Origin of the sequence: Klebsiella sp. w6 (genome assembly GCF_033100215.1) — a bacterium.
Classification (GTDB): Bacteria; Pseudomonadota; Gammaproteobacteria; order Enterobacterales; family Enterobacteriaceae; genus Klebsiella; species Klebsiella variicola.
In genome coordinates this window covers 4,873,126-4,900,017 of the sequence record NZ_CP136907.1, presented here as the reverse complement: position 1 = coordinate 4,900,017, position 26,892 = coordinate 4,873,126, and the positions used below count along the sequence as shown (strand labels likewise).

Sequence of the window (26,892 nt, the reverse complement as noted above, 5' to 3'; positions counted from 1 at the left end):
TTAATGAAACACGCATAGTGAGAGCTACCGTCATCGCGATAGTAACATTCGTGGCGATGTTGTCCATACGAAGTGCATGGTCTTGTCGGTGCGTTAACAGAAATACCAACCGTCAGGATAAAACCGCGAAAACAGGGCGCCTGTTTTGTTATCTGGTTGCCCCCCGGTAACTACGATATGATTCCGCTCCTGGCATTGAGAAACATCCGACGAGTGCTTTAATTTCATGAATGAAGAAAGCCAAAAATATATCGCCGTGATTTTTAAGGAATGGCTACCGCTGTATGACAGCCTGACGCCGGACGTCCGTGCATTACTTAAAAAAATGGCCGATGAGCGATCGTCGATGTTAGCGACCCGCTTTTACGATTTTATTTTTCAGGATCCGGATATCGCCAGGCACCTCTCTTATGAGCTGGTTGAGGAACGTCTGAGCCGCTCTCTGGCGGGATGGGTACAGCAGATCCTGACCTGTGAAAAAGAGGATCTTCAGGCTCTTGCGGAGCGCCAGTATCAGATCGGCAGCATTCATTCGCGGATTGGCATCCCGGCAGAGGCGGTGCTGCGCGGCGCGCGGCAGATAAAATCCGGGCTGGTGGAGGCGATTCGTGACAGCCAGGTCGCGCGGGACACCGGGATAGCGGCTATCCATTACGCGATCATGGCGATGAATATGGCGGTGGAGATGATGTGTCACGCCTATACGCTGTCGCATTATCGGGCTACCAAAAATGAAGAAGCTTTTCGTCTGTACAGCCTGATGGATAACGTCCCGATGGAGTATGGCAAGCAGCAGGCATCGCTTTCGGGTTGGGAAAATAGTGCAATTTTTAATATCGTCAGCGAGAACAGGACGGACCTTAACGCAACGTTATTATCTGAATCCGAATTTGGTTTGTGGTTTCGCCATAAATGCGTTCGCTATTTTAACCACAATCCGCAGATGGGGGAGATTACTGAGTTGATCGGTCAGGTGGATGCGCTGATTACCGAATGGCGTACCGCGGAACAGGATGCTGGTTATAAAAATACTCAGAGCCTGCTGCAAAAGATCCATATCCATTGCCAGCACATCAGCAGCCAGCTGGGAGTGTTATTCAGTAGTCTGTCGCAGATGCAAAATGGCAAAGACGCGCTAACCAGCCTGCTTAACCGTCGCTATCTGCCTGTGGTGCTCAAGCATGAAGTCACCCTGGCGATTGAGTATGACCTGCCGCTGACGGTAGCGATTATCGATATTGATTTCTTTAAAGAGATCAATGACAAATGGGGCCATATGGTCGGCGACCGCGCCATTAAGCACGTAGCCGATCTGCTCAGCGATAATATTCGCTCCAGCGACTATCTCTTCCGCTACGGCGGCGAGGAGTTTCTGCTGGTGCTGGTGGAGACCCGCGCGGCAGAGGCTTTCCCTCTCCTTGAACGTCTGCGCAAAAAGATTGGCCAGCTGGCGTTTAACGTTGGCGGCGACACGCAGATCCCGATCACCGCCAGCATTGGCTTTGCCGCCCACACCGGTCACCCCGATTACAACCTGCTGCTGCGCGACGCCGATAACGCGCTGTATGCCGCCAAGCGCGAGGGGCGCAACTGCGTGAAGATGCACAAAGGCGGGGGATAAAACCGCAGCCCCGGTAAGCGTAGCGCGACCTGGGAAGGGCTCTGAAACTCAGAACAGCACCGGCAGCCCCAGCCCGCGCTTCACCTCATGCAGCGTCTGCTGCGTGAGCTGGTGGGCACGTTCGCTGCCCTGGCGCAGCAGCTCAAGCAGCATCCCTTTATCCTGAATATAGGTAGCCCGGCGTTCGCGGATCGGCGCCAGTAGTTCCTGCAAGCAGGTTTCCAGTTCATTCTTACACTGGCGATCGCCCAGCCCGCCGCGCTGATAGTGGGCTTTCATCTCTGCCACCAGCGCCTTATCGCTATGGAAAGCGTCGAGATAGGTGAACACCACGTTGCCGTCGACATGTCCCGGATCGCTGACTCTCAGGTGCGTCGGGTCGGTATACATCGCGCTGACCGCGCGGTGGATCTCCTCTTCACTGGCCGATAACGTCAGCGTATTGCCCAGCGATTTCGACATTTTGGCATTACCGTCGACGCCCGGCAGGCGGCTCACTTCGCTGAGTAGCGCCTTGCAGTGGCGCAGCACCGGCTCGCCGGTGAGGCTATTCATCTTGTGGACGATCTCGTTGGTCTGCTCAATCATCGGTAGCTGATCGTCACCCACCGGCACCAGCTCGGCCTTGAAGGCGGTGATATCGGCCGCCTGGCTAATCGGATAGGCAAGAAAGCCCACTGGCAGCGAACGGGCGAATCCCTTTTGGGCAATCTCATTTTTGACCGTCGGATTACGTTCCACGCGGGCGACGGTGACGATATTCATATACAGCGCGCTGAGCTCCGCCAGCGCGGGCAGAGCGGACTGCAGGCAAATAGTGGTGAGCCTGGGGTCGATGCCGACGGCCAGATAATCGGCCATCACTTCGAGGATATGGTGGCTGATTTTTTGCGGGTTGCTGCCGTTATCGGTGAGCCCTTGCAGGTCGGCGATCAGGATAAACTGCTGGTGGTCGTGCTGCAGCGCGACGCGCTGGCGTAGCGAGCCGACGTAGTGGCCAAGGTGCAGCTGGCCGGTCGGGCGGTCGCCGGTGAGGATGGTTTGTGGATGGTTCATCAGGGACTCCTTATCAGACTGTTCAGCCGAAAGACGTCCTGAAAACACCAAAGCCGCCTTCCGGCGGCTTTGAAAATGGAAACGTGTATCGTGCCGCCTGTTATGCAGGCAGCCACCAACGACGGGGATAGGTAACGATAACGTTTCTGTTCATCTTTTTATCCTGCCACGAAATCACGGCGGGGTAAACCCGCCTCGTATTACATGGTCGAGAAGACGTTCATGATCACGCCGCCGGAGATAATCAGCGCCATGGCGATAATGGCCGCCAGGTCCGGTTTCTGCTTATAGAGGATCATGGAGCAAATCGTCACGCCGACGATACCGAAGCCGCACCACAGCGAGTAGGCTACGCCCACCGGAATGGTGCTCATCGCGCGGGTGAGGGCGAAGTAACACAGGCCGTAGGCGCAGACCACCAGCACCGAAGGCGCCAGTTTGCTGAAGCCGTTGGTTTTTTTGATCATCGAGGTGCCGGTGATTTCGGAGCCGATAGACAGCGCCAGCCATAAAAATCCGAGATTAAACATAGGGTGTTCCTTTCCTGTTAGTTGGCGATTTTCTTATCCATAGAGGCGACTGGCGCGGCGGGTGCGGGCTCTTCGCTCTCTTCGGAACCCATTTTCGAGAACAGGTTCATGATAACGATGCCGCTGGCGATCACCGCCATGCCGATGATGGCGGCGGTATCCGGGTGCTGGCCGTAGAATGCCATTCCCAGCGTCGAGACCACCAGGATACCGGTTCCGGACCAGGTGGCGTACGCCAGGCCGACCGGGATATCTTTCACCGCCCTTGAGAGCGAGTAATAGCAGGTGCAATAGAGCGCAATCAGCAATACGAGCAGCAGCATTTTTGTGCTGCCTTCGCTGCTACCGAACATTTTTAACGTCGAGGTTGCCGAGGTTTCGGAGAGGATAACCAGCAGCATCCATAACCAGCATTTTGTTTTCGAAGACATCGTTAAGCTCCAGGTTCATAGTTGGGTAAGGTCATATCTTTCTGTTTTTTAAATAATCAATGGCCGCATCGGTCAGTTGCGCGTGCGGGGCCGCCGCCAGCGCCGGATTATTCACTATGTCTGTGACGGTGAGATAACGGCGCGGTTCGCTGCTGGCGGCAGGCGCGGTGGGCGCGTCCAGCGTCGTCAGCAGCTCATTCATGGTGCCGAGGAAGACGCCGCAGGCTTCCAGGCGAGTCAGCGTGGCCTGCAGATGTCCGGCGTAGGCGCTGTCGGCCTGCGCCCCGCGCAACTGGTTGAGTTCGCTGAGCGGATCGCAGTGGTAGCGCAGCGCCAGCACGGGAATACCCGTCAGCAGCGCCTCGTGCGCGCAGCGGGCGAGCGGACTGCGCAGCGTGCCGTTCAGCAGATCCGAGGCCAGCGTATAATCGAGAAACGGTAGCAGTACCGCCCGCCACGGCGCTGACGGCAGGGCATCCTGCCAGGCCGATGACGGGATAATCTCGCCCACCTCCCGCCACGCGGCGGCGTCGGCGAGGCCCTCCTCCAGCGCGAGGCGCAGCGGGTAGCCGCAGCTTGCCAGGCGCTGGCGGATTGCCGCGCGGTAGCCGTCAGCGGCGGTCACCATCACCAGTACCGGCGGGCGCAGGCGCTGCAAAACACGCGCAACTAAACCTTCAATCTGTTCGTCGGTCATGGCGGGCCTCCGTTAGCCGATGAGCGTCACCTGCGCGCCGTTTTTCAACCCGGCGGCATTGGCTTCTTCGGTGTCAATGTGAAACTCCAGCGTGAAGTCATCGCGCACCCGCACCACCACTTCATCGAAAGTCAGCTGGCGCTCGCCGTTGCTGCGCACGCTGACCTTCTGGCCATTGCTAACGTTGAGTCGGCGTGCGTCCTGCGGCGACATATGAATATGCCGCCAGGCGCAGATCACCTGCGAATGGAGTTCAACGTGGCCTGCGGGCCCAATCAGCAGCGCGCTACCGGCATTATCCAGCTGGCCGGACTCACGAACCGGCGCCTTAATCCCGAGCGTGAAACAGTCGGCGCGCGATACTTCCAGCTGCGATACCGGGCGGGTCGGCCCGAGGACGCGGACGTTGGTCAGCGAGCCTTTCGGCCCGACAACGGTCACGCACTCCTGGGCGGCGAACTGCCCCGGCTGGCGCAGCGGTTTGAACGGCGTCAGGCTGTAGCCTTTACCGAATAGCGCCTCGACGTCCTGTTGCGCGAGATGGACGTGGCGGTTGGAGATCCCCACCGGGATCGCCGGCGCCGTTGCGCTCAGGCGGGCGGCGATTTTTTCGCGAACCAGGGTGTCGATCATGACTTCTTCCCTTTCTTCAGCGCCGGATGTTTATCTTCCGTTTCGTTCGGGGCGGCAGGGGGGACGATGGGTTCCGGGGCGGCGATAACCACCGGTTCGGCCGCTTTTTTCGCAGGCGGCGGGTTGCCTTTGAGGTTGCTTAACGCTTCAACCACACAGCGCTCCGGGCGGGCAATCACCAGCGACTTCACGGTGTGCTCGGCGCCGGCCACCGCCACGCCGCGTTCAATGGCGGTGTGGATGGCGCTGATCTCCCCTTCAAAGCAGACGCTCACCAGCCCGGAGCCTGGTTTGCGATAGCCAATGCAGGTCACTCCCGCAGCTTTACAGGCGGCGTCGACGGCCTGAATGGCGGCGACCCATCCTCGCGTTTCAATTACGCCTAAACTTTTCATGGTCGGCTCCTGTTAATGGCGGACTAAGCGAATATCAAAATCAAATTGCCGGAAGAAGGTTTCCAGCCGGTCCAGTTCGTCCGGTGAATAAGACGGGTCCTGGGTAATCGGGTAGGGCATATCCAGGCGTTCGTACTTTTTGCGTCCCAACTGGTGGTACGGCAGCATGTCGATGCGGCGGATATTTCCACGCTTCGCCAGCTTCTGTACGTAATCAATGGCGCCGGTAATGGCGTCGAATGAGTCGTTGTAGCCGCGAATGAGCGGCATACGCACAATGACGTTGGCGCCGGAATCCACCAGCCATTCGAGATTGCGGCGGATCCCTTCGTTGCCGATGCCGAGCATCGCCCTGTGGTGATCGCTGTTAATCTGCTTTATGTCGAATAAGAAGGTGTCGGTGACCGGCGCCAGCTTCTGGTAGTTGGCAAGCGGGGTGGTGCCCTGGGTTTCGACGGCGGTGTTAATCATCATCTTTTTGCATTCGCTGAATAAGGCGACGGCAAAATCGGTCTGCAGGCTCATCTCGCCGCCGCCGATGGTCACGCCGCCGCCGGAGGAGATGTAGAAGTCGTAGTCCTGCATGATGATCTCCATCAGCTCGCTGACGGTGACGTCCTTGCCCATAATGTCCAGCGCGTTCTGGGTGCAAATCTCTTCGCATTTGCGGCAGCCGATACAGTCTTTATTGCGGTCGACGAAGTGCTTCATTTCGCCGTTTTCTTCCGCCCGATAATGAATACCCGCCGGACAGACGCTGACGCAGTCGCCGCAGTTAATGCATTTGTCGTGCGAGAACATCACCTGGAACTGGCTGTTCAGCCCTTCCGGGTTGGCGCACCACGGGCAGCGAATGTTGCAGCCCTTAAAAAACACCAGCGTGCGAATGCCATCGCCGTCATAGATCGAATATTTCTGGATATTGAAAATTCGGCCCGTTAATTCTTGTTTTGCGATCACGCTTGCCTCCCGCTCCGTCCCGTTACGGGACGGAGAACTTCCGGTTATTTCTCAAATACGGCTCAAATAATTCCCAATAAGAGATCTAGAACTTCTCAATCACCGTACGGCTGATGATCTCGTCCTGGACCTCTTTGCACAGCTCGACGAAATAAGCGCTGTAGCCGGCGACGCGGACGATCAGGTCGCGGTATTTCTCCGGCTCCTGCTGCGCCTTCTTCAGCACTTCGTTATCGACATAGCTGAACTGCATCTGGCCATTGCCGAGAATCGAGGCGGTACGCAGCAAGGTAATCAGTCCATGGCGCCCCTCCGGGGTATCCAGCAGCCCTTTGAGGAACTTGAAGTTGTGCACCATACCGATGTTCATGGTCTCCACGTTCATCTTGCTGACCGACTTGATAATCGCCGTCGGGCCTTGTTTATCCGCGCCCTGAGTCGGGCTGATGCCGTCGGAGAGCGGCATCCACGCCAGGCGGCCGTTCGGCGTGGCGTTGGTCAGCTCGCCGATTGGCGTATTGTTGGAGATAGACAGGGTGCCGTGGCTGAGGGTCGAGTAGAGCATTTTGTACTTACGGCACTCTTTCTCGGTCCATTCGGTAATATCCAGCGCGTACTGGTCGACGTAGTTATCGTCGTTACCGTATTTTGGCGCGTTCAGGCAGTCGCGGCGCAGCGCTTCGTAACCTTCAAAGTTTGCCAGCAGCGCATCGCGGATCTGCTCAAGGGTGTATTTCTTCTCTTCGAACACCAGCTTGCGGATCGCCGCCATCGAGTCGACGTAGGTCGCCAGACCGGAGAAAATCAGCCCCGGACCGTGGTTGACCATCGCGCCGCCGGCGGCGACATCTTTGCCGCTCTCCATGCAGCCTTCCACCAGCAGCGACATCAGCGGTTTCGGCGCCACATCGCGGTGGACGCGCTGGCTGATGACGGTGCCGATGGCCGACAGGCGCACGATATGGGCGATCTGCTGTTTCACCGCCGCGTCGAATTCGTCGAAGGTGCGCAGGTCGCGCAGGTCGCCGGTGTCCAGCCCCTGATAGCTATCGAACAGCACCATCCGTCCGCGGTTGAGCACGAACTCGATAGCAATAGGCCACTGGGTGTAGCCGGTGGAGGTCCACTGGTAGATGCGCCCGGATTTCTGCGGCTCAACGCAGCCCATCAGGCAGTAATCGCGGGCGTCTTCAAAATCGAAGCCTTTGCGCAGCATCATCTTGATGTGGGAGTCATCGAAGTGGCAGGCCGGGAAGCCCATTCCCGCTTTCACCACGTCGACGATTTTTTCCATGTATTTCTGCGGCGACTGGTTGTGGATACGGCAGGCCAGCGACGGCTGGTAAACCTTCACGAAGCGCACGGCGTCCATAATCAGATAGGTCAGATCGTTACAGGCATCGCCGCCGCTACGTTTCTGGCCGCCAACGGTGAGGTTGATAAACGGCTGATAACCCGCGAAATATTTCGCGCCCAGCTCGCTCGACATCCACATCAGTTCGGCACATTTGATGATGAACGCCTGCAGCAGCTCCAGCGCGCTGTCGTGGGTCAGGCGGCCTTCGCGGATATCGGCTTCGAACATCGGGTAGCAGTACTGGTCGACGCGCCCCAGCGACAGCCCGGTCTGGTTCTCTTCGATTTCAAACAGTGATTCGACGGTCCAGATACTCTGCAGCGCTTCCTGCAGGGTCTTCGGCGGATTGGCCGGCACGTTTTCGTTGACGTCGGCGATGGTCAGCAACTCGGCGCGGCGCTGGGCGTTTTGCTCTTTAGCCGCCAGTTCGCGGGCGTGGGCGGCGATGCGGCGGGCGTAGTTGACCACCCCTTCACAGGTTTCAATCGCCGCTTTGTAGTAGTAGATACGGTCGATATCTTCCGGGTTTTCCATGCTCAGGCTGGCCAGATGCGCTTCGGCATCGGCTTTAATGCCGTTCATCCCTTTGGTGAACAGCAGCACGTCGTAGCCCGGACAGGTATCGCCGCCGCCGTTAATCTGGTGATAGGAGAGGTCGCTGACGAAGGTCTCGCCGCTGAAGGCCCAGACGCCGGCTTCACGGTATTGCGCTTCGCAAATCTCGTCCAGCGAACGGCCTTCCCAGAACGGGACGATCTCTTCGCGAATGGTTTTTTTATCCGCTTCGCTGATCTCAAACGGATCCTGCGGACGGGTGCTCATGGTGTCGAGCTCGTCGCGCACCCAGCGCCAGGCGATATCCGGCGAGAAGGCGCCCGCGCGCGGCTTGCCGCACGGATGGCCGACGATCAGCTCATCATCCTGAATCAGAATCGGCGCGGTTTCGCAGGCGTGGCGGAAAGCTTTCGCCCGCAGCAGAATGGTCGGCATGCCCGGGTTGGCTTTGACCACTTCGGTAAAGGCCAGCGCGCGATAGATAGAGACGCTCGGACGTACCGTCAGGTAGTGGTTACGCAGGCGCTGCATACGCGGGGTTAAGCCTTCCATCGCCGGCGTGTCGGCGCAGGCGGCGAACGGCGCGTGGCTGACCGGCTGTACGCCGCTAAACAGACGTACCGGCAGATTCAGCGCGCTGAGGTTGCGCTGGGCGCTGATAAACATCGCCGAGAGTTCGTTTACTTCGGCGTTGTCAAAAGCGGCGCCGCGCAGCATGGCGTCGAGCATCGGATAGCCGTCAATGGCGCAGGCGGCGCGGACTTCGCTTAGTTCCGCCAGCTTGAACCACAGGCACTCCACGATTTCATAGGCCTGCTGGGTATTGAGCGCGCCGCTGTTGATATCGCGTTGGAAGTAAGGCAGTAGCGCGATATCCGCCCCTTGCGGGTTAACCGCATAGCTGCCGTTGTCCAGCTGTAGCGCCAGCTGGAACAGATAGAATGCCTGGCAGGCTTCTTTGAAATTACGCGCCGGATGGGCCGGAACGTGGTGCAGAATGGCCGCGCTATCGAGCAGCTCGGCTTTGCGATAAGCATTGGTTTCCGCGGCCGCCAGCTGTTCGGCGCTGTTGGCCAGATTTTGCGCCAGCGCCAGCAGGGCGTCGCAGGCGTAGATGGCGGCGCGACAGCCGTTGACTTCATCCATACCGCTGCGGCTAACGGCGCTACCGAGTGCGCGAGTTTTCTCTTCTAACTGGTGTTTAATCGCCAGCACGCCTTTTTCGACCACCAGTTTGTAGTCTGGTGAATCCAGATCGCTGTTGAGGTTGAGGAACTGGAACGCGGATGGGCGATGCGCGGCGCTTTCATCATGGAAAATCGCCCCGTGCGGTTTACGGGTCTGGTTACCGACGATCAGCTCGTCGGCGCTGATGGTCAGCGGCAGCTGGCGCATCAGTTCATAGAAGCGGCGCGCCGGTTTAACGGCGGCGGGAACGCCCGCGATGTCGCCATCAAGAGCGTTCAGTGTGGTGGCATGTTCGGTGCACAGCGTGCTTTTCTGGGCGAGTAAACGGTCTGCCAGCACTTTGACGCGCGGCGTTAAGTTGTAGTGTGCCATGAAGTATTCTCCAGATGTTCTTTTTCCGCGGCTGATGACAACCCGGTTGTGGATACAGTGTCCGTTTCTGCCGGGTGGCGGCTGACGCCTTACCCGGCCTGCAAATAACCCAGCGATCACCCGGTTATCTGTTACCCGTAGGCCCGCGCAAGCGGAGCGCCGCCGGGCGATGTCAGTTGTCCATGCCACGCCTGGCGATAAAGTTCGGTTAACGCGTTAGCGTCTGGCGCGCGTGGGTTGGTCGGAGTACAGCTGTCGCGCAGCGCCTGGCCGACCATCTCCGGCAGGCGGCGGTCGAATTCAGCCGCGGCGATGCCGGTGTCGCTAATGCCGGAGGGCATGCTTAGTTCGTCTTTTAACGCCTGAATGGCGACCAGCAGGCTGGCGACGCCCTGGCGTGGCGAGGCGGCAGGCAGATCCAGCAGATGCGCCAGACGGGCATATTTATGCGCCGCGAGGGTGTCGCACTGGCCGTCGACATCGGCGTTCCAGGCGACGACGTGCGCCATCAGCAGGGCGTTGGCGCGGCCATGGGGCACGCGGAAGACGCCGCCGAGGGCGTGTGCCAGGCTGTGGGTTATCCCAAGCGACGCGTTGGTGAAGGCCATGCCCGCCATGCAGGAGGCGTTGTGCATCTTTTCGCGCGCCAGCAGGTTGTCGCCGCTGCGCCAGCAGGTCGGCAGATAGCGAAATACCTGCTGCACCACTTTCTCCGCCAGCGCGTCGGAAAAGTCGCTGGCGGCGCGGGAGACGTAGGCCTCAAGGGCGTGACACAGCACGTCCATGCCGGTGTCGGCGGTAATTGCCGGCGGTACCGAAGCCACCAGCGCCGGGTCAAGAATGGCGATATCCGGCAGCAGCGATGCATCCACCAACACCAGCTTCTCCGCGTTGGCTTTCACCACCGAAAAGGCGGTGACTTCCGAACCAGTGCCGCTGGTGGTGGGGATGGCGACAAAGCATGGACGCGGCCGGTTAGCCTGCGGACGGGTTTGCGCCAGGGAGAAAATAACCGCTTTGGCGGCATCGATTACCGAACCGCCGCCGAGCGCGATAACCAGATCCGGATAGTGGTTATCCATCAGCTTCATGCCGCGCACCACGGTGGCGATATCCGGATCGGCCACCACGTCGTCCCACACCTGCCAGGCGATCCCGCGCTGGCGCAGCAGGGCGGTGACGCGCTCGGCGAGGCCAAACTTCACCATCGCTTGATCGGTCACCAGCAGCACGCTACGGGCGGAGAGTTCGTTCAGCACCGAGAGGGCGTCCTGACCGAAGCAAATCCGCGGTTTCAGTAAAAATTCACTCATTGGGCTATTCACTCCTGTTAGGCGTCCCGAAACACGTTCTCGACAATGGCGACCACCGACATCGCTTTGTAGCGGTCTTTATTGAGCGCGAAGTACTCTTCCGCCAGCACGATGTCGTGCATACCGGCGCCGACGTTATCGACGGCGACCCAGGTCTGGTCCTTCATCGGCTGCTGATTGTCATCCAGTCGGGTGACCAACAGCAGGTTGCTGCCGCGTAGCTCATCGCATTTCTGCGTGGCGACGACATGGCCGGTTACCTTTGCGAGAATCATCGTTTATCGCCTTATATCAGTGCGTTACTTAGCAAGGCGCTCCAGCACCTGGCGGATAACGCGTTCCACGTTTTGCTCGTTGATTTCGCCTTCCATGCTGGCGGCGCCTGTGCTGGCGAAACGGTCATCGCTGCCTGCGGATCGCGCTGGCGCGGCGTTAGCCGGGGCGTTGAAACGCAGGTCATCAAGAATGCTGCGCTGCGGATCGCTCGCCGGAGAGACGATGGTCGGCTGTGGTTCAGGGCGGCTGCCCGGGGCGCGAAGCTCGTCGATCGACCGCACGCCGTAGCCGACTTTGCGGATATTGAGCAGGTTCATCGGGCCGACGTTGTCGGAGCTGGAACCGCCGCCGACCGCGCCGCAGCCGAGGGTCAGCGCCGGGGAGATGTTGGTAGTCGCGCCGATACCGCCGAGCGCCGCCGGAGTATTAATCAGAATGCGATTGACCGGTTTTTCGAGGCTGAACTGGCGGATGACGTCCTGATTACGGGTGTGGATCACCAGCGTATGGCCGAGTCCTTCATTGGTCAGCAGCTCCACCACGCGGTGGCAGGCGGCTTTCCAGTCCTCTGCCACGTACAGGCCGAGCACCGGGCACAGTTTTTCACGCGAGTAGGGGTTTTTCGGCGACACGGTGGTCTGTTCGGCGATCAGTACTTTAGTGCTGGCCGGGACACAGAAGCCCGCCATCTGGCTGAGGTACAGCGCGGTTTTGCCGACCACTTTCGGGTTGATGGTGCCGTTCGGGCGCAGCAGCAGCGCCGCCATTTTCGCCGCTTCATCTTCATTCATAAAGTAGGTACCCTGCGCTTCCAGCTCGCGGTGAACCTCGTCGTAAATGCAGCCTTCGACGATGATCGACTGCTCGGAGGCGCAGATCACCCCATTATCGAAGGTTTTGCTGGTGATGATATCTTTCACCGCGTGGTGGATATCGGCGCTGCGTTCGATAAACGCCGGGCCGTTACCCGGGCCGCCGCTGATGGTCGGGGTGCCGGAGGCGTAGGCCGCGCGCACCATGCCTTCGCCGCCGGTGGCGAGGATCAGCGACACGTCTTTGCTGTGCATCAGTTCGGAGGTGGCTTCGAGCGTCAGCTGGGTGATGCCGTCGACGCTGCCTGCCGGCGCGCCGGCCGCTTCTGCCGCGCGTTTGACGATTTCAATCGCCTTCCAGCTGCACTGACGCGCGCCCGGATGCGGGGAGAAGATAATGGCGTTACCGGCCTTGAGGGCGATCAGCGCTTTGTAGATAACCGTAGAGGTTGGGTTCGTTGAGGGGACCAGCGCGCAAATCACGCCGAGCGGCACGCCCACGTCCATCACTTTTTTTACCGGGTCGTCATGAATGATGCCAACGGTCTTCATATCTTTGATGGCGTCGTAGACGCGCAGCGAGGCGAAGCGGTTTTTCAGCACTTTGTCCTGCCAGTTGCCAAAACCAGTCTCTTCCGCGGCCATTTTCGCCAGCGCTTCGGCGTGGTGCGCTGCTTCCTGGGCCACGTTTTTCACGATGGCGTCGATTTGCTGCTGCGAAAAGGTGGCCAGCATCGCCTGCGCCTTTTTGGCGTTGCGCACCAGTTCCCGGGCGTTCTGCCGGGACTGCAAATCGTTATCCAGTTCAATCATGAGTCTATCCTTCATCAGACGAAAAGAGTGGGGACGGGGCGCGCCCTGTCAGGTCATGCTTTGTGCTGCGCCGCGATTTTTTCGATGTCGTTATGTGGACGCGCAATGACGCGAGAGCTGACGACTTCGCCGATGCGTTTCGCCGCTTCCACGCCGGAGTCGACCGCTGCGTTGACCGCGCCGACGTCGCCTTTCACCATCGCGGTGACGAGGCCGGAGCCGACGTTTTCATAGCCAATCAATTCGACGTTGGCGGCTTTGCACATCGCATCCGCGGCTTCAATACAGGCCACCAGACCTTTGGTTTCGATAAGACCAAGCGCTTCTTTCATCAGGTTTCTCCGTTAGTCCGCAATTTTGTAATGCGAGACGATTTTGTTGATGTCGTTATGCGGACGGGCGATAACCAGCGAGGTCACCACTTCGCCGATGCGTTGTGCGGATTCAACGCCGGAATCGACTGCCGCTTTTACCGCGCCGACGTCGCCTTTCACCATGGCGGTGACCAGGCCGGAGCCGACGTTTTCATAGCCGATAAGCTCGACGTTGGCGGCTTTACACATCGCATCCGCCGCTTCAATGCAGGCCACCAGACCTTTGGTTTCAATCAGACCTAATGCATCACCCATTTGCGTTCTCCTGGCCTTCAGGCCTTGTGTTTAATGACGATTTTGTTGATGTCGTTATGCGGGCGAGCGATGACCAGCGAGGTCACCACTTCGCCGATGCGCTGCGCGGATTCCACACCGGAATCCACCGCCGCTTTTACCGCGCCGACGTCGCCTTTCACCATCACGGTGACCAGGCCGGAGCCGACGTTTTCATAGCCGATCAGTTCGACGTTGGCGGCTTTACACATCGCGTCCGCTGCTTCAATACAGGCCACCAGACCTTTGGTTTCGATAAGCCCCAATGCATCACCCATCGCGATCTCCTCCAGAACAGGTTTTGTTATTCGGGAAAACCGTCCGCGTAACGGCATCAACACGCGGAAGCGGCGTTCGGGGTTCACTATAGGGAATGGGGAGGTAAGTGAAATTTAAATCCGTGAAGATGAATATTTTAGGTTTTTACTCTGTGATTTAGCCTTATTTAAACTTCTTTTTATCTGTTCGTTCTGTTTTATGCGTATTGATTTTTATGATGATATGGCGCTTTTTTAGGCTATTTATCGGTGGGAGATGAATGTTAATAAGATGCTAATTACTTGCCAGCGGTTAGTAATATAGGCACGTGATAATTGTGGGTATGCTCATGTTTTGGCGACGAAGCTAAATGCAAAACGTGCGCTTTTAGCATCGTGGAAAGAGGGGGCAATAATGGAGCGTGAGCGAGGGCGCATTTTCCTCGCGGCGGTTCAGGGGGGACGGGTTAGTTAAGCGTGCTGCCGGACTTCAGCGTGCAGATGTAGAGCGGCGAGTTGATAGAGCTCAGCAGGATAGCTTTGTCGTTAAGCTTTTGTGCGTTGAGGAACAGGCCGTCATGGCTGTCGGACATTTCGCGCATGAAGTAGTCGAAGATGACATTCGGCGATTCGTCGATGGATGAGGCGCTGGATTCCCACTTTTTGATGCGGTAGTGGCGTTCGGTTGCCGAGATGCGTTGGCTGGTGTAGCTGAATTTGACGTAGCGCTGCAGGTAGAGCCAGCCGGCGGCAGAATCGGTATAGCCTTCCACCACCATCGAACCGTTGCCGTTAGCGGCAAAGTTAAAATGGATATTGCCGTTCACATTCTCTTTTTCCATGTTTTCAAAACGCATGATCGCTTTGGTGGAGCAGCTCATCACGCCATCGTTGGCATCTGGCAGCAGGCGCCAGACGCTAAAACCGGCGGCGGCGACAAACGTCAGAGCGGAAAGGGCGAAAAAGGTGCGGGGCGCGAGTTTCATTGCGGCTTCCAGGAGTAGTAAAAGTAGTTATCGCAATAGCTAAACGGGTTGTCCTCGTGCATCGCGCAGTGGGCGAGAAATACCCGGCCCAGGCCGTTAGTCTCCAGCCGGTCGCCGTAGAAGAAAACGAAACGCTCCCCCGGCTTGCAGCCGAGCTTCAGCCGCTGACGCACCTCATCGAAATTCTTAGCGTAGGCCGTGGCGGAAACCGAACGCAGCATTTCATCGCTGGCCAGCAGTTCGCACTGGCTGTGGTTCATCAGCGTCAGATTGATCGGTCGGGCGACGTGGGTACCGGCAAAAGTGAATGCCACCAGCAGCAGGGCGATGATCAGCAGACAGCCGCCGGCCAGATACCAGCACATTCCGCGCGCATGTGGCGAATCGGTGGGCGGCGTTGTCGCCGCCGGAGGGACGGTTTCAACAGCTCTCTGGGGTGGATTAGCACCCTCGGTAAGCGCCGGCCCGGCATCGAGCAGTTCAATGCTCAGATCCTGATTCAGCTGCAGCATGCCGCGCGATACAGTGACGATAATGTTATCGATATCGTAGTGGCGGAAGGTTTTACGCAGCATGCTCAGGTATTGATTGAGGTTGCTGTTGGAAGAGGTTAAACCATTATCATCCCAGACTTTTTTCAACACTTCATCGCGACTGACGACGCCAGTATGGCGGAGAAAAAAATAGAGTAGCGCGCTGGCGGTGATGGATAGCTGGCTATCCGGTTCATCGCTGCCGGGCAGGGTAAGCGTGCCGTCCGTTGCATCATAAATGAGACGGGCATTGATGTTGTAGCGCATCGCGGCCTCACTCTATTCGCTTCACGCGGGAAGCGTCATTTTGGTCAGATCGTTCACCAGCGACTGGCGGTGTTCACTGCTCATGGTGCGCCCTTCGGTCAGTTCCGATAACCAGATGCCGTCGGCCGCGTAGCGTACCAGCGTGCCGGTCGGGCCGTTATCCAGCGCATCGCCCTGCGCCAGGTGACCCAGCATCCAGTCGCGCCAGCATTTTCGCAGCACCGGCTCGTCCGGCATCGCCAGCGACAGCACCATCAACTGGCGGCTTTCGTGAGTGTCCGTCAGCTCCGGGTTGGACAGATAGCGCAAATAGGCGCGGGTAAAGCGCCCGTAAGCGATGTTATCGGCGGCCATCAGTTCGCTAATCGCCTTTTCCATGATCGCCAGCAGCCGGGCGAACAGGGCGAAAATCAGCGCCTGCTTATTGGGAAAGTGATGCAGGAGGCCACCTTTGCTCACGCCAGCCTCGCGGGCGACGGCGTTCAGCGACAGGGCGGCGATACCATCCCGGCCGGCAATCATCGCTGCCGATTCAAGCAACTGACGGTGGAGACGGACGGGATCTTTTTTACGATGCTGGGCTTCCATATTCATGGCCGGAATCATACCGACCAGACGGTATGATTATTCTTGATCGCTATCAATATGAGAGGTGGCTTCGTGCGACGGGATACCGTTAATGCGTGGAGGCTCACAAATTGTCATATTAATGAACGCGATAACCCGGATGGGCTATCGCGTTGAGGTTTATTTCGTTGCCAGATGCACTGCCAGGCCGCTTTGCCCCGGCGCCAGCTCCGGGCGCAGCGTCAGCGACGGGATCAGATAATCGCCATGATTTTGCCGGCGGAATGGAATGGGCTCGGTTTGCCACAGCGTGTCCAGCCGCTCGGCCAGCGTGGCGCACTGGTCGGCGAATTGCCCGGCATCGGTTTTATCCGTGCGGTAGAACACCAGCGGCGGAAGCACCTCAAAGCCGGGATAGAACAGCATACCGTGCTGAATGGGGAACAGGATGTCGTCGATGGGGCCATTGATCCCGCGCGGTGAATAGTGTTCCGCCCAGCCGCCGGCGGTGACGATCAGCATCGCCCGTTTGCCGACGAAGGTGCCTTCCCCATAGCGATCGCCCCAGTGGCGGTCGCTGTGCTCGCCGACGCCATAGGCAAAGCCCCAGGCGTACACCCGGTCGATCCAGCCCTTCATGATGGCGGGCATTGAGAACCACCACAGCGGGAACTGGAAAATCACCGTATCGGCCCACAGCAGCTTTTCCTGCTCGGCTGCGATATCCGCACTTTGGGTGCCCTGGGCAAAGGCCTGTTTGGAATCGAGGGGCGGCCGCCAGAACTCGCCGACCGGCGGGGCGCCGCTGTCATCGGCGTCATACCCGGCCTTCCAGCGCATGGCGTAGAGATCGGAGACTTGCACTTCATGCCCGGCCTGCTGCAGATGGCGGACGGCAAAATTTTTCAGCGCGCCATTAAGCGAGCGCGGTTCCGGATGGGCGTAAATCAGCAGTACTTTCATAACATCACCTCTGGCGTATGGAGAGCTGCAGAGTAGGAAAGCTGACGTTATAGTAGAAATTAATTACTTAAATTCCAGGTATAGCCGTGATTAATTTACATCGTCTGGATCTTAATCTGCTGCGCACGCTTGATGTGCTGCTCAGTGAAAATAATGTCACCCGGGCGGCGCAGCGGCTGAATCTGTCGCAGCCCTCGGTGAGCATTCAGCTCGCCAGGCTGCGGGAGATTTTCGCCGACCCGCTGCTGATGCCGGGTCCGCGCGGCATGCAGCCCACCGCCCGCGCCGATGAACTTCGCCAGCCGCTGCGCGCAGCGCTAGCCGCACTGGAGCAGGCGGTGGCGCCGGTGGCGCCTTTTGATCCGGCGACGGCGGCGGAGACCTGGCGGGTGGCAGCGACGGACTATATGGCCTCGGCGATCCTCCTGCCGATGCTGGGCAGGCTACGGCTGGCCTCTCCCGGCAGTCGGCTGGCGGTGTTCGAGCTACAGCCAGCGCGGCTGGAGCAACAGGCGGCCAGCGATACAGTAGATCTCTTCTTTCATACCCGCGAGGGCGCGCCGCCGGGGCTACATCAGCGCCTGCTGTTTCGCGAACGCTATGTGCTGGCAGGCCGGGCGGAGCATCCGGCGCTGCGGCCTGGGCTTAGCCTGGAAACGTTCTGTCAGCTGGAGCACGTGATCGTCTCCCCGGACGGGGGCGGCTTCAGCGCGGCGACCGATACCGCGCTGGCGAATCTTGGCCTGGCGCGGCGGGTTGTCCTTTCCGTGCCACATTTCCTGTTTATGCTGGAGACCCTGCGCAATAGCGATCTGGTGGCGGTGCTGCCGGAGCGGCTGGTGCGCGGGCAGAGCGGGCTGGAAGTCGTCGAGCCGCCGCTGGCGGTCGCCGGCTTTGAGATGCTGATGCTGTGGCACGAGCGCTGGCACCGCGACCCGGCGCATCAATGGCTGCGCCAGTTCATCGTGAATTCACTGGAGGAACAGACATGCTGAGTGGACTGAATCACCTGACCCTGGCAGTCAGCCAGCTGGCGCCGAGCGTGGCGTTTTATCAGCAGCTGCTGGGCATGACGCTGCACGCCCGCTGGGACAGTGGCGCCTATCTCTCCTGCGGCGATCTGTGGCTGTGCCTGTCGCTGGATCCGCAGCGGCGCATCACCCCGCCGGAAGAGAGCGACTACACCCATTATGCGTTTAGCATTAGCGAGGCGGATTTCGCCAGCTTCGCCGCCCGCCTGGAGGTTGCCGGCGTGGCGGTCTGGAAGCTAAACCGCAGCGAAGGCGCCTCGCACTATTTCCTCGATCCCGATGGCCACAAGCTGGAGCTGCACGTCGGCAGTCTCGACCAGCGGCTGGCCGCCTGCCGTGAGCAGCCGTATAAGGGAATGGTGTTTTTTGACCAGTGAAGCTGATTTGCGGACGCGGGGTAACCCGTAGCCCCGGTAAGCGCAGCGCCACCGGGGAGAACAGGTTAAACTTCACTCCATCGCCACCTTCACCGCTTCTCCCAGCTTCACCATCACCGCTTTATGTTTCTCGGTCGGCGGCAGGGCGCAGTTGATCCTGACGCAGTTGCGATACTTGCCCGCTGCCGAAAACAGCGAGCCCGGCGCGACCTGGATCTTCAACCGGCACAGCTGTTTGGCGACGCAGACCATATCCACCTGCTCCGGGAGCTCCACCCACAGCATAAAACCACCTTTTGGCCGGGTGACGCAGATCCCGCAGGGGAAAAATTCCCGCAGCCAGCAGGTGTAGATCTCCATATTACGCTGATAGATCTGCCGCATCCGCCGCACGTGACGGTGGTAGTGGCCTTCGCGAATAAAATTGCAGGCCGCCAGTTGGGTTGAAGGGACGTTAGTGCCGCTGGCGGCATACTTCATCTGTAGCAGCTTGTCGTAGTAGCGCCCGGGCGCTATCCAACCGATGCGCAGGCCGGGGGCGATGGTTTTGGTAAAAGAGCTGCAGAGCATCACCCGGCCGTCGATATCCCAGGAGTGAATGGTGCGCGGGCGCGGGTACTCGGTGGCCAGCTCGCCGTAAATATCATCCTCGAAAATCACGATATCGTGGCGCTGGGCCAGGTTCAGCACCGCGCGCTTGCGAGCGTCCGGCATGATAAAGCCCAGCGGGTTATTGCAGTTTGGCACGAGGATCACCCCTTTGATCGGCCACTGATCCAGCGCCAGCTCCAGGGCCTCAATGCTGATCCCGGTTTCCGGATCGGTAGGGATCTCAATGGTCTTTAATCCCAGTCCGCGCAGCATCTGCATTGTGCCGTAGTAGCAGGGAGATTCCACCGCCACGATATCGCCAGGCTGGCATACCGACAGCAAGGCCAGAGACAGCGCGCTATGGCAGCCGCTGGTGAGCACCAGATCGTCAGCCGTCACTATCGAGCCGCCGTCAAGCATCAGACGGGCGATCTGCTCCCTCAGCTCGCGGCGCCCGGCCAGCTCGTCATAGTTCAGCACTTCGCTGAGGTTATGCTGGATCGCCCGGCTCAGTTCGCGCCAGATAGGCTTCAGGCTTGGCTGTGTGACATCCGGCGAGCCGCCGCCGAAGGGGATAATCGATTTATCGTAGCGGGCGTCGAGCATGGTCAGCACCTGATCCCACTGGGTGATCTCCACAGGGCGCTGTACCGGACGCGACATCGGCGGCACCGGCGGCTGGGCCTTGCGCGGGGCAACGAAATAGCCCGATCGCGGCTGCGGCACAATCATCTGTTGCTGCTCAAGCAACTGATAGGCCTGCTGGACGGTGCTGATGCTGACGCCATGTTCCTGGCTCAGGCTGCGCACCGACGGCAGTTTTTCGCCGTGGCGATACAGGCCCTGTTCGATGCGTTCGGCCAGCAGCGTAGCGAGATGTTGGTAGCGGGTCATGCTGTATCCTTAATTTCCGCCATACAGATGGAATAACCAGTACAGATTGGCGTAAAAATTGGGCTCTGGTGTACGTTTTAGCTAATCTGTATGTTAAAGAAAAGCGTTTTGTGAATCTGTATTCCTTGGCCCCAAATCCGTGAAGATAAAGCCTCTGGCAAGGTGAGGAGGTAGAGGATGGAATTTCACGAGAACAGGGCAAGACAGCCATTTATCGGTTTCGTACTGCTGGTGCGGTTTATCAAAAAATGGTGGCTTCAGGAGCAAACGCGCAGAGCTTTGCAGCGAATGAGCGACGAACAGCTGAAAGACATCGGCCTGCGTCGGGATCAGATCAATTAAAAAGTGCGGTTTTTTTCAGGCATCATTCCTTCTTTGCCCCGGTAAGCGCTGGCGACGCCGGGGAATACATTCACGAAATTTATCAATTGATGCGGCGCGTTCGTCCGTTTCTTGATACTTACCCTGATAAGTATTATTTTCTTCTCAACAATGAGAGGAAAACCTGTGACCGAAGACGACCTGTTTGCCCGCCGCCCGTTGGGGATGAGAATGGCCATGGTGGTGCGCCAGTGGCGCGCTATTATTGACTCCGCTATCACCGATACCGGACTCACCCAGTCCAGCTGGACGGTGTTGATGCAACTGCATCAGCTGGGAGACAACGTCTCGGTCAGCGAACTGGCGGAGGTGCAGGGAATTGAACTGCCGCCGCTGATGCGCACCCTCTCGTTACTGGAAAAGCAGGGCTATCTGGTGCGTTCTACATCGCCATATGACAAACGCATTCGCCTGCTGACGCTGACCGCCGAGGGGCGGGCGATTCTGGAAAAACTGAGCTGCGTGATCGAGACCTATCAGGAACGCGTGACTCAGACCATCCCGGAGGCCGACCTCGCCACCTTCAGCGCCACATTAAATCAAATCGCCTGCCGTTTGCGGAATATCCGCGAAGAAGATAACAAGATCTAACACACTATGATGACGCCTGAACAAAAATTTGCCCGCTGGGTACGGGTGAGTATTGCCGCTTTTCTGGGAATATTCGCCTGGTTTATCGTTGCCGATATCTGGATCCCGCTGACGCCAGACTCCACCGTCATGCGCGTGGTGACCCCGGTTTCGTCGCGGGTCTCCGGCTATGTCTCGCACGTTTACGTGCACAACAACAGCCAGGTGAAAAAGGGCGACCTGCTGTATGAGCTCGACCCAACGCCATTCATTAATAAAGTTGAAGCGGCGCAGATCGCCCTCGAGCAGGCGAAACTGAGCAACCAGCAACTAGATGCACAAATCGCCGCCGCCCGCGCCAACCTGCGCACCGCACAGTACACCGCCCGTAACGATAAGGTCACGCTCGATCGCTACCAGCGCCTGAGTACGATGCAGAACGTCTCGCAGTCCGACCTCGATAAGGTGCGGACCACCTGGCAGACCAGCGAGCAGTCGGTCTCGGCGCTGAACGCGCAGATCCAGAACCTGCTGATCCAGCGCGGTGAGCGCGACGATAAGCGCAACGTCACTCTGCAGAAATACCGTAATGCGCTGGAGGAGGCGCAGCTGAACCTGGCCTGGACCCAGGTGCGTGCCGAAACTGACGGTATGGTCAGCAACCTGCAGCTTAACCCGGGGATCTACGCCACCGCGGCGACGGCCGTGCTGGCGCTGGTCAACAACAATACAGATATCGTCGCTGACTTCCGTGAGAAGAGCCTGCGCCACACCGCGGTAAACACCGATGCAGCGGTGGTCTTTGATGCCCTGCCGGGGCAAGTTTTCCCGGCGCACGTCACCAGCAGCGATGCCGGGATTCTGGCGGGGCAGGAGGCGGTGAACGGCCAGCTGTCGCAGCCGGAGCAGTCCACCCGCTGGGTGCGCGACGCACAGCGCATGCGCATTCACGTCGCGCTGGATCAGCCGCTGGCGAAACCGCTGCCGACCGGCGCCCGCGCCACGGTGCAGCTGTACAATAGCGAGGGACCTTTCGCCCGCACCTTCGCCGGCCTGCAGATCCACCTGGTGAGCTGGTTGCACTATGTCTATTAATACCCTGGCGCACGTCTTTACGCCGCACGGCAATATCGTCTACACGGCGAATGATTTTCGCCAGACGGTGCGTATCGCCGTGGCCGGGACGATTGCGCTCAGCATCTCCACCTTCTACGACGTGCAGTACGGCGTATTTTTTGTGGTGTATCCGCTGATGCTGATGTCGCTGGTGCCGGTGTTCAACCGCCATGTCGCCCGCCAGTTTGTGTTCAGCGCGGCGGTGAACTGCGTCGAAATGGTACTGATCGTCGGTTATCTGTCGCAGTGGCCGGTGATCATGACCCTGGTGGTGTTCGCCCTGTACGTGATGCGTTTTCGCTTTATGAGCCAGGGGCCGCTGTTTCTGCTGGGGTCGATGGGCGTGGTGTGCCAGAGCACGATGCTCAACTTTATGAGCTATCCCACCAGCAACTGGCACACCCTGATGTTCTCCAATATGGAAGCCTGCGTGCTGGCGGTGGCGCTGAGCGCGCTGCTGCATTACCTGATCCCGGACGTCGAACCGCGCAAGCCGCCGCCGCGCATTGAAAAAGACGCCGCCCGCATTCGCCACGAGTCGCTGCTCTCCGGTACGGTCGCGACGATCATCTTTGTGGTGTTCCAGATCTGCGATCTCAGTGACTCGCTGTCGGCGCTGATGGCCGGGATCCTGATCCTGTTCCCGATGCACTATCGCGGGGCGGTGATCAGCTCGATCTGGCGCGTCGTCGGGGTGGTGCTGGCCTGTCTCTATATTCTGGTGGTGCAACTGATCATCTATGATTTCAGCAACCACATGATCCTGATGATGCCGCTGATTGGTCTCGGGCTGGCCTTCAGCGCCCGCCTGCACGTGATGGAGAAAGTGGGCGCCGGGGTGGGCTTCGCCAGCATCACCACCATCGGCATTATGTTCGGCCAGAATCTGCATCCCTATCAGGATCTGGTATTCAGCGACCTGTACCGCATCACCTCGGTGACGGTCTCGCTGGTGGTGACGCTGACTCTGGTCTTTCTCATGCACCGTCTGCTGAACTGCTTTGCGGCGACGCGCTTTGTGGTGAGCGAATAGGGTCACACCGTCATCGCCCGCTGCGCATCGCGAAAGGCGTTATGGAGTAAGCGCCACATATGGTGCGCGGCGGGGGGAAAGCGGCGGTTTGAGTTGCGTAATAAGTGGCATTGGGCGCTGCTGGCGATCGGATGGTCGATGGGGACCGCCTTTAGTATGCCGTGAGCGATTGCTTCCCGGGCGGCGAATTCGGTCATGAAAGAGATCCCCAGACCGGCCTGGCTCAGGCTCATGGCGGTGGAAAAGAGGTTGCAGCGATAGGCCGGATGAAACTGCCGCCCGGCGGTTTTAAACATGGCGTTCATATGGCGCTGTAGGCCAAAGCTTTCTGTCAGGGCGATCAGGCGATATTGCGTCAGCTCATCGATGGTCACCATTGACTGTCGCGCGATGGGATGCTGCGGAGAGACCACCGCGCAGATGGGCCCCCACTGGAAGCTGTGGCGTTTAAGCTCCGGATTGCCGATGGGGCCGAAGGCGACCGCCATATCCGCTTCACCGCTGGCGATATCGTTGAGCATCTCCTGCATATTGCCGACGCTAATATCAACGAATACGTTCGGCCACGACTGCGAAAACGTGCTCATCACCGACTCGATAAAGGTCGTCACCAACCCCCCGCCAATTCTCACAGAGATGGTGCCGCCACGCATATGGCGTAAATCCTTTAGATGACTCTCCAGCTTTTCCCGCCGCTGGCGGCTTTCGTGGTAATCCTCGGCCAGCAAACGTCCGGCTTCAGTGAGCGCCACATTGCGCCCCTGTCGCTCCAGCAGAGGGAGTTCCAGCGTTCGCTCCAGCTGCGCTATCTGGCGGCTGATAACCGACGGATTAATCCCCAGAATATCAGCGGCCCGCCGAATGCCCCCCTGGATCCCGACTTCGTACAGATAGCTCATGGGACGTTCGTGTAACATCCTGTCTCCCTCCTTTGTTGACTTCAGGTCAACAATAACATCCTTTACCAGACATTTATCATCCCGGCTAGTTATAGATAATCGTGATTCAGGTACATAACAGACAAGGGGAGTCACGGAACGGATTAACTGCCATGGCAATAAACCAGTACCACCGGTGGTTGCCAATAATAAGATATCGATATGCCAGTAAAAAGATAAATAAGTGAGGTATATGCCTGTTGCCGGCTTTTCGGGAAAAGAGAGGCACCTTATTTATTGATGGGTTTTTTACGTCAAAATAATCAATGCCAAAACCAATACATTGAAAAGCGTCCAAATGGCAAAAGACCAATAAGATATTTCATAATGTGAGGACAGGGTATGAGTGAAAATAAAACGTTGGAACGTTCCTCCGACGACGCGACAAATGAGTGGCGGGTAGGACCTGGAGCATGGATCTCGCTGGTGGTGGTGTTATTAGTCTTCTCCGGGCTGCTGTTTAAAGTGGAAGGGATGGCCTGGCTGGGGGCTTTCGACTTTACCACCCTCGGCGGCGCATTTGGCACGATGAAGACCCCGGAAACTAACACTTTTATCGGCAGCGGCGGCATCAGCGCCAAGGCCGGTTTCTTGTTTGCGCTGTCGCTGGTCCCTACGGTGATGCTGGCGCTGGGGTTGCTGGAAATCTTTACCCATTATGGCGCGATACGTGCAGCGCATAAGCTGCTGACGCCGTTGTTACGCCCGTTACTGGGGATCCCGGGTTATACCGGTCTGGCGTTAATTACCGACCTCCAAAGCACCGATGCCGGGGCCGCGTTGACCAAAGAGCTGTATGACAGCAAAAAAATTAGTCGGAAAGATGTGGTGATTATGGGGGCATGGCAATATTCCGGCGCCGGTCTGATCAATAACTATTTCTCCATTGGCTCAGCGCTTTTCGCATCGTTAACCATCCCTATTATTATTCCGCTGCTGTTAATGTTTGTGTTGAAATTCGTTGGCGCGGCAATCACCCGTCTGGTTTTGAATACGGCCTATAAAGGGGATTTTGATAATGAGTAATTCGGCAAAAGTGGCCAGTAATCCGTTTGATATTTTTGTTATCGGTGCACGTAAAGGATTTAATATTGCCATCAACAACCTGATGCCGAATGTATTAATGGCATATGTGATCGCCGAAATGCTTAATTTGCTCGGGGTGATGCAGTTGATAGGCCAGGTCTGCGCGCCGCTGATGGGCCTGTTTGGCTTACCGGGCGAAGCGATTACCGTGCTGCTCACCTCCTGGCTTTCCGCCTCGGCGGGGACGGGAGTGGCGGTGAGCCTGTTGAGTAAAGGCACCCTCAACGTGGCGGACGTCACCATCCTGATCCCGGCCATCTTCCTGATGGGTTCGCAACTACAGTATATGGGGCGGCTGCTTGGGGTGGCGGATGTACCGAAAAAATACTGGCCGCTGCTGATGGCGGTGAGCATTATCAACGCCGTCATCGCCATGCTGGTCATGCGCGTGATGGCATAATGAAAGGCAAGGAGTCAGTCGTGTCGCGAACGTTAGAGCATTTCAATTACCTGCACCAAATACCTGAGCTGGGCTTTGAGGAGTACAAAACCTCGGCTTACATCGGCGACGCCCTGGCGGCGGCAGGGTTCCGGGTTCACCGCAACGTTGGCGGGACTACCGGGATTGTCGCCGAAATCGATAGCGGGGAACCGGGGCCAGTGGTGGCGCTGCGGGCAGATATGGATGCGCTGGGCCATATTATCGATGGCCGCTTAGAGGCCCGTCATACCTGCGGTCATGATGGCCACTCTTCGGTGGTATTAACCGCCGCCGAAGAGATCCTCGCCGAGGGGCTGGTAAAGCGTGGGAAGTTAAAAGTGCTTTTTCAGCCTGCTGAAGAGCTGGGGACGGGCGCGATCGCTTTAACGGAGGCCGGGGTACTGGATGACGTAGAGATGCTGTTCGGCTTCCATCTCCGGCCGCTGGAAGAGTGTCCGATGGGCCAGGCGGTACCGGCAATGTACTATTCCGCTTCGGCGACGGTGATGGTGGATTTTCACGGCAAAGCCGCTCACGCCGCTCGTCCGCATCTGGGCATTAACGCGCTGGATGCCGCCTCGCATGCAGTACAGGCGGTGAACGGTATCCATCTGGCGCCGTCGCTTACCTGGAGCGCGAAAGCGACGCGCTTTCTTTGCGATGCGGGCGTCACCAATTCGGTGCCGGCGAAAGCGCACGTTTGTTGGGATCTGCGCTGCGAGGAAAATGACGGCATGGCGACACTCAAAGAACGCGTGGTCAGGGCTATCGAGAGTAGCGCAGCAGCATATGGCGCCAGCGTCGACATCCGGGTAGTCAAAGAGATGCCGGCGGCGATTATCGACGCAGAAGCCACGGCTATCATAAGCCAGGCAATATGCGAAACCTTTGGCGAGGCGGGCTTAACGACCGCGAAGAGTACGCCGGGCAGCGAAGATTTTTTCCACTATTTGCGTCTGCGCCCGGCGGTGAAAGGTGGCTTCTGGGGACTGGGCTGCAACCTGCTGCCGGGCCTGCATCATCCGGAAATGCATTTCGATCGCACCGCGCTGGCGGATGGCGTGCGGGTATTCAAATCCTGCGTTCGCCAGCTGTTGGGCTGAAGCTAAGCTGCCAGCCCCCGGGTAGCGGCTTACGCCTTACCCGGGCTACGGTTGGGCATTTTGTCGGTAGCCCCGGTAAGCGTAAGCGCTACCGGGGAAGCGTCCCGGATGTCGGCTAACGC

General features: G+C 58.4%; 30 protein-coding genes. 10 read left to right on the top strand and 20 right to left on the bottom strand.

What is annotated here, in order from left to right; all coding sequences use genetic code 11:
• Positions 1 to 226: 226 nt before the first annotated feature.
• Positions 227 to 1,621, top strand: coding sequence for a diguanylate cyclase (locus tag R0140_RS23965; protein ID WP_012542993.1), 1,395 nt, complete (start codon positions 227 to 229; stop codon positions 1,619 to 1,621).
• 48 nt (positions 1,622 to 1,669) lie between these two features.
• Here R0140_RS23965 and trpS read toward each other — a convergent pair whose 3' ends face one another.
• From trpS to R0140_RS23875, 18 genes are all read right to left on the bottom strand, one after another.
• On the bottom strand, positions 1,670 to 2,677 hold the full coding sequence (gene trpS, locus R0140_RS23960) for a tryptophan--tRNA ligase (protein WP_012969037.1): 1,008 nt from the start codon (positions 2,675 to 2,677) through the stop codon (positions 1,670 to 1,672).
• A gap of 200 nt (positions 2,678 to 2,877) precedes the next feature.
• Positions 2,878 to 3,207 carry a DMT family transporter gene (locus R0140_RS23955; protein WP_004204123.1) on the bottom strand — a complete coding sequence of 110 codons (330 nt, stop codon included), beginning with the start codon at positions 3,205 to 3,207 and terminating at the stop codon, positions 2,878 to 2,880.
• A 17-nt stretch (positions 3,208 to 3,224) separates the two neighbouring features.
• Positions 3,225 to 3,638, bottom strand: coding sequence for a DMT family transporter (locus tag R0140_RS23950; RefSeq protein WP_046882164.1), 414 nt, complete (start codon positions 3,636 to 3,638; stop codon positions 3,225 to 3,227).
• 31 nt (positions 3,639 to 3,669) lie between these two features.
• Positions 3,670 to 4,335, bottom strand: a complete 666-nt coding sequence (locus R0140_RS23945; protein WP_022065982.1) for a hypothetical protein — start codon at positions 4,333 to 4,335, stop codon at positions 3,670 to 3,672.
• Between the two features lie 12 nt (positions 4,336 to 4,347).
• Positions 4,348 to 4,968, bottom strand: a complete 621-nt coding sequence (locus R0140_RS23940) for a phosphate propanoyltransferase (protein WP_064166360.1) — start codon at positions 4,966 to 4,968, stop codon at positions 4,348 to 4,350.
• A complete protein-coding gene (locus R0140_RS23935) occupies positions 4,965 to 5,363 on the bottom strand; it encodes a BMC domain-containing protein (RefSeq protein ID WP_012542988.1) in 399 nt (132 codons plus the stop codon). Before R0140_RS23935 ends, R0140_RS23940 begins: the two co-directional genes overlap by 4 nt.
• 12 nt (positions 5,364 to 5,375) lie before the next feature.
• Positions 5,376 to 6,323, bottom strand: a complete 948-nt coding sequence (cutD, locus tag R0140_RS23930; RefSeq protein WP_022065980.1) for a choline TMA-lyase-activating enzyme — start codon at positions 6,321 to 6,323, stop codon at positions 5,376 to 5,378.
• Positions 6,324 to 6,408: 85 nt separating this feature from the next.
• Positions 6,409 to 9,795: a choline trimethylamine-lyase gene (gene cutC / locus R0140_RS23925; protein WP_072125015.1), complete on the bottom strand. Its 3,387-nt coding sequence runs from the start codon at positions 9,793 to 9,795 to the stop codon at positions 6,409 to 6,411.
• Positions 9,796 to 9,926: 131 nt separating this feature from the next.
• The gene (locus R0140_RS23920; protein ID WP_117112532.1) at positions 9,927 to 11,108 is read right to left on the bottom strand and encodes a 1-propanol dehydrogenase PduQ; all 1,182 of its coding nucleotides are present in this window, start codon (positions 11,106 to 11,108) and stop codon (positions 9,927 to 9,929) included.
• 17 nt (positions 11,109 to 11,125) lie between these two features.
• Complete coding sequence (locus R0140_RS23915; RefSeq protein ID WP_040972713.1) at positions 11,126 to 11,383, bottom strand: EutN/CcmL family microcompartment protein; 258 nt, start codon at positions 11,381 to 11,383, stop codon at positions 11,126 to 11,128.
• Positions 11,384 to 11,407: 24 nt separating this feature from the next.
• The gene (locus R0140_RS23910; protein WP_117122485.1) at positions 11,408 to 13,009 is read right to left on the bottom strand and encodes an acetaldehyde dehydrogenase (acetylating); all 1,602 of its coding nucleotides are present in this window, start codon (positions 13,007 to 13,009) and stop codon (positions 11,408 to 11,410) included.
• Between the two features lie 53 nt (positions 13,010 to 13,062).
• Positions 13,063 to 13,341 carry a BMC domain-containing protein gene (locus R0140_RS23905; RefSeq protein WP_004146125.1) on the bottom strand — a complete coding sequence of 93 codons (279 nt, stop codon included), beginning with the start codon at positions 13,339 to 13,341 and terminating at the stop codon, positions 13,063 to 13,065.
• Positions 13,342 to 13,353: 12 nt separating this feature from the next.
• Positions 13,354 to 13,638 carry a BMC domain-containing protein gene (locus R0140_RS23900; RefSeq protein WP_002442227.1) on the bottom strand — a complete coding sequence of 95 codons (285 nt, stop codon included), beginning with the start codon at positions 13,636 to 13,638 and terminating at the stop codon, positions 13,354 to 13,356.
• Positions 13,639 to 13,655: 17 nt separating this feature from the next.
• On the bottom strand, positions 13,656 to 13,934 hold the full coding sequence (locus R0140_RS23895) for a BMC domain-containing protein (protein WP_012542984.1): 279 nt from the start codon (positions 13,932 to 13,934) through the stop codon (positions 13,656 to 13,658).
• A 446-nt stretch (positions 13,935 to 14,380) separates the two neighbouring features.
• A complete protein-coding gene (locus R0140_RS23890) occupies positions 14,381 to 14,899 on the bottom strand; it encodes a FidL-like protein (protein ID WP_004182811.1) in 519 nt (172 codons plus the stop codon).
• Complete coding sequence (locus R0140_RS23885; protein ID WP_012542983.1) at positions 14,896 to 15,699, bottom strand: winged helix-turn-helix domain-containing protein; 804 nt, start codon at positions 15,697 to 15,699, stop codon at positions 14,896 to 14,898. Before R0140_RS23885 ends, R0140_RS23890 begins: the two co-directional genes overlap by 4 nt.
• Before the next feature lie 21 nt (positions 15,700 to 15,720).
• Complete coding sequence (locus R0140_RS23880) at positions 15,721 to 16,305, bottom strand: TetR/AcrR family transcriptional regulator (protein ID WP_012542982.1); 585 nt, start codon at positions 16,303 to 16,305, stop codon at positions 15,721 to 15,723.
• Between the two features lie 141 nt (positions 16,306 to 16,446).
• Complete coding sequence (locus R0140_RS23875; RefSeq protein WP_317703913.1) at positions 16,447 to 17,229, bottom strand: NAD(P)H-dependent oxidoreductase; 783 nt, start codon at positions 17,227 to 17,229, stop codon at positions 16,447 to 16,449.
• 86 nt (positions 17,230 to 17,315) lie between these two features.
• Between R0140_RS23875 and R0140_RS23870 the strand changes: the two genes are divergently transcribed.
• Both R0140_RS23870 and fosA read left to right on the top strand, forming a co-directional pair.
• Positions 17,316 to 18,224, top strand: coding sequence for a LysR family transcriptional regulator (locus tag R0140_RS23870; protein WP_012542980.1), 909 nt, complete (start codon positions 17,316 to 17,318; stop codon positions 18,222 to 18,224).
• Complete coding sequence (gene fosA / locus R0140_RS23865) at positions 18,218 to 18,637, top strand: FosA5 family fosfomycin resistance glutathione transferase (RefSeq protein WP_032740393.1); 420 nt, start codon at positions 18,218 to 18,220, stop codon at positions 18,635 to 18,637. The genes R0140_RS23870 and fosA overlap by 7 nt, the downstream gene beginning before the upstream one ends.
• A 72-nt stretch (positions 18,638 to 18,709) precedes the next feature.
• Here fosA and R0140_RS23860 read toward each other — a convergent pair whose 3' ends face one another.
• On the bottom strand, positions 18,710 to 20,122 hold the full coding sequence (locus R0140_RS23860; RefSeq protein WP_012969021.1) for an aminotransferase-like domain-containing protein: 1,413 nt from the start codon (positions 20,120 to 20,122) through the stop codon (positions 18,710 to 18,712).
• Positions 20,123 to 20,299: 177 nt separating this feature from the next.
• Between R0140_RS23860 and R0140_RS23855 the strand changes: the two genes are divergently transcribed.
• From R0140_RS23855 to R0140_RS23840, 4 genes are all read left to right on the top strand, one after another.
• Positions 20,300 to 20,464 (top strand): DUF1127 domain-containing protein, encoded by a 165-nt coding sequence (locus R0140_RS23855; RefSeq protein WP_008807599.1) that lies wholly within the window; start codon positions 20,300 to 20,302, stop codon positions 20,462 to 20,464.
• Between the two features lie 165 nt (positions 20,465 to 20,629).
• The gene (locus R0140_RS23850; RefSeq protein ID WP_008807598.1) at positions 20,630 to 21,094 is read left to right on the top strand and encodes a MarR family winged helix-turn-helix transcriptional regulator; all 465 of its coding nucleotides are present in this window, start codon (positions 20,630 to 20,632) and stop codon (positions 21,092 to 21,094) included.
• A gap of 6 nt (positions 21,095 to 21,100) precedes the next feature.
• Positions 21,101 to 22,168: an HlyD family secretion protein gene (locus R0140_RS23845; protein ID WP_008807597.1), complete on the top strand. Its 1,068-nt coding sequence runs from the start codon at positions 21,101 to 21,103 to the stop codon at positions 22,166 to 22,168.
• Entirely contained in the window at positions 22,158 to 23,222 is a 1,065-nt protein-coding gene (locus R0140_RS23840) for a DUF2955 domain-containing protein (RefSeq protein WP_008807596.1), read from the top strand. Before R0140_RS23845 ends, R0140_RS23840 begins: the two co-directional genes overlap by 11 nt.
• Positions 23,223 to 23,224: 2 nt before the next feature.
• On the opposite strand, the gene R0140_RS23835 is transcribed toward R0140_RS23840, so the two are convergent.
• Positions 23,225 to 24,139 carry a LysR family transcriptional regulator gene (locus tag R0140_RS23835; protein ID WP_008807595.1) on the bottom strand — a complete coding sequence of 305 codons (915 nt, stop codon included), beginning with the start codon at positions 24,137 to 24,139 and terminating at the stop codon, positions 23,225 to 23,227.
• Between the two features lie 363 nt (positions 24,140 to 24,502).
• On the opposite strand from R0140_RS23835, the gene R0140_RS23830 reads away from it, so the two are divergent.
• Genes R0140_RS23830 through R0140_RS23820 form a run of 3 tightly spaced genes read left to right on the top strand, consistent with a single transcriptional unit; the run spans position 24,503 to position 26,770 of the window.
• Positions 24,503 to 25,186: a nucleoside recognition domain-containing protein gene (locus tag R0140_RS23830; protein ID WP_008807594.1), complete on the top strand. Its 684-nt coding sequence runs from the start codon at positions 24,503 to 24,505 to the stop codon at positions 25,184 to 25,186.
• On the top strand, positions 25,179 to 25,646 hold the full coding sequence (locus R0140_RS23825) for a YjiG family protein (RefSeq protein WP_008807593.1): 468 nt from the start codon (positions 25,179 to 25,181) through the stop codon (positions 25,644 to 25,646). Before R0140_RS23830 ends, R0140_RS23825 begins: the two co-directional genes overlap by 8 nt.
• A gap of 20 nt (positions 25,647 to 25,666) precedes the next feature.
• Positions 25,667 to 26,770 (top strand): M20 peptidase aminoacylase family protein, encoded by a 1,104-nt coding sequence (locus R0140_RS23820; protein WP_023297005.1) that lies wholly within the window; start codon positions 25,667 to 25,669, stop codon positions 26,768 to 26,770.
• Positions 26,771 to 26,892 lie beyond the last annotated feature (122 nt).

Coding starts and splice junctions, on each gene's coding strand:
- R0140_RS23830 (WP_008807594.1), top strand. CDS start 24,503: ATGAGTGAAAATAAAACGTTGGAACGTTCCTCCGACGACGCGACAAAT.
- R0140_RS23965 (WP_012542993.1), top strand. CDS start 227: ATGAATGAAGAAAGCCAAAAATATATCGCCGTGATTTTTAAGGAATGG.
- R0140_RS23955 (WP_004204123.1), bottom strand. CDS start 3,207: ATGTTTAATCTCGGATTTTTATGGCTGGCGCTGTCTATCGGCTCCGAA.
- R0140_RS23910 (WP_117122485.1), bottom strand. CDS start 13,009: ATGATTGAACTGGATAACGATTTGCAGTCCCGGCAGAACGCCCGGGAA.
- R0140_RS23840 (WP_008807596.1), top strand. CDS start 22,158: ATGTCTATTAATACCCTGGCGCACGTCTTTACGCCGCACGGCAATATC.
- R0140_RS23845 (WP_008807597.1), top strand. CDS start 21,101: ATGATGACGCCTGAACAAAAATTTGCCCGCTGGGTACGGGTGAGTATT.
- R0140_RS23890 (WP_004182811.1), bottom strand. CDS start 14,899: ATGAAACTCGCGCCCCGCACCTTTTTCGCCCTTTCCGCTCTGACGTTT.
- R0140_RS23860 (WP_012969021.1), bottom strand. CDS start 20,122: ATGACCCGCTACCAACATCTCGCTACGCTGCTGGCCGAACGCATCGAA.
- R0140_RS23920 (WP_117112532.1), bottom strand. CDS start 11,108: ATGAGTGAATTTTTACTGAAACCGCGGATTTGCTTCGGTCAGGACGCC.
- cutC (WP_072125015.1), bottom strand. CDS start 9,795: ATGGCACACTACAACTTAACGCCGCGCGTCAAAGTGCTGGCAGACCGT.
- R0140_RS23915 (WP_040972713.1), bottom strand. CDS start 11,383: ATGATTCTCGCAAAGGTAACCGGCCATGTCGTCGCCACGCAGAAATGC.
- R0140_RS23885 (WP_012542983.1), bottom strand. CDS start 15,699: ATGCGCTACAACATCAATGCCCGTCTCATTTATGATGCAACGGACGGC.
- trpS (WP_012969037.1), bottom strand. CDS start 2,677: ATGAACCATCCACAAACCATCCTCACCGGCGACCGCCCGACCGGCCAG.
- R0140_RS23950 (WP_046882164.1), bottom strand. CDS start 3,638: ATGTCTTCGAAAACAAAATGCTGGTTATGGATGCTGCTGGTTATCCTC.
- R0140_RS23825 (WP_008807593.1), top strand. CDS start 25,179: ATGAGTAATTCGGCAAAAGTGGCCAGTAATCCGTTTGATATTTTTGTT.
- R0140_RS23875 (WP_317703913.1), bottom strand. CDS start 17,229: ATGAAAGTACTGCTGATTTACGCCCATCCGGAACCGCGCTCGCTTAAT.
- R0140_RS23835 (WP_008807595.1), bottom strand. CDS start 24,139: ATGTTACACGAACGTCCCATGAGCTATCTGTACGAAGTCGGGATCCAG.
- fosA (WP_032740393.1), top strand. CDS start 18,218: ATGCTGAGTGGACTGAATCACCTGACCCTGGCAGTCAGCCAGCTGGCG.
- R0140_RS23895 (WP_012542984.1), bottom strand. CDS start 13,934: ATGGGTGATGCATTGGGGCTTATCGAAACCAAAGGTCTGGTGGCCTGT.
- R0140_RS23905 (WP_004146125.1), bottom strand. CDS start 13,341: ATGAAAGAAGCGCTTGGTCTTATCGAAACCAAAGGTCTGGTGGCCTGT.
- R0140_RS23945 (WP_022065982.1), bottom strand. CDS start 4,335: ATGACCGACGAACAGATTGAAGGTTTAGTTGCGCGTGTTTTGCAGCGC.
- R0140_RS23880 (WP_012542982.1), bottom strand. CDS start 16,305: ATGATTCCGGCCATGAATATGGAAGCCCAGCATCGTAAAAAAGATCCC.
- R0140_RS23935 (WP_012542988.1), bottom strand. CDS start 5,363: ATGAAAAGTTTAGGCGTAATTGAAACGCGAGGATGGGTCGCCGCCATT.
- R0140_RS23900 (WP_002442227.1), bottom strand. CDS start 13,638: ATGGGTGATGCATTAGGTCTGATTGAAACCAAAGGTCTGGTGGCCTGC.
- R0140_RS23855 (WP_008807599.1), top strand. CDS start 20,300: ATGGAATTTCACGAGAACAGGGCAAGACAGCCATTTATCGGTTTCGTA.
- R0140_RS23940 (WP_064166360.1), bottom strand. CDS start 4,968: ATGATCGACACCCTGGTTCGCGAAAAAATCGCCGCCCGCCTGAGCGCA.